Source organism: Liquorilactobacillus sicerae, from assembly GCF_029916425.1.
GTDB classification, from domain to species: domain Bacteria; phylum Bacillota; class Bacilli; order Lactobacillales; family Lactobacillaceae; genus Liquorilactobacillus; species Liquorilactobacillus sicerae.
In genome coordinates, this window is record NZ_JAHAVQ010000127.1 from 1 (window position 1) to 560 (window position 560).

General features: G+C 38.4%; 1 protein-coding gene and 1 tRNA gene. Both read left to right on the top strand.

Annotated features, from left to right (window positions below; all coding sequences use genetic code 11):
* Positions 1-317, top strand: a 317-nt coding sequence (locus tag KH893_RS11605) for a S1 RNA-binding domain-containing protein (RefSeq protein WP_281166255.1), incomplete at its 5' end; no start/stop codon positions are given.
* Positions 318-409: 92 nt separating this feature from the next.
* Positions 410-482: transfer RNA gene (locus KH893_RS11610), tRNA-Val, on the top strand.
* Positions 483-560: the final 78 nt, after the last annotated feature.

The following is a 560-nucleotide window of genomic DNA, read 5'->3' on the forward strand; positions in this document are numbered from 1 at the left end:
CGAAAATTCAGGGCTTAGTTCATATTTCGGAATGTAAAAATGGTCGAATTGATAATTTGCCTGACGAGTTTCATATAGGACAACCAGTTGAGGCGATTATTCTTGATATTGACGATTACAGTAAAAAAATTAGTTTAAGTTTTCGTCAATTATCGATTCCAAAAATTCATGCAAATCCAAAACCTGGTGAAAATCGTAATATTTACAAGCATTTTTGGACAGCCACTAGGGTAAAGGCCGGTTTTAAGCCAATCGCAGAGACAATTGAGGCCAGCAAAAGTGAAGCTTTAGGTCGAATTAGGGGAATTAAAAAATAATTTTGAGTTTTTTTCGTAAAAGTTGTTGACGTTCGTTGGAATATTATGTATTAGATTTTAGTCGCGTGTTGTTCAAAGCGATTTAAGAATTTGGACGCTTAGCTCAGCTGGGAGAGCATCTGCCTTACAAGCAGGAGGTCACAGGTTCGATCCCTGTAGCGTCCATTGGAAATGAGAAATCATTTCCAAGTAACAATTTCGTCGCCGACTTAGCTCAGTTGGCAGAGCACCGCTCTTGTAAAG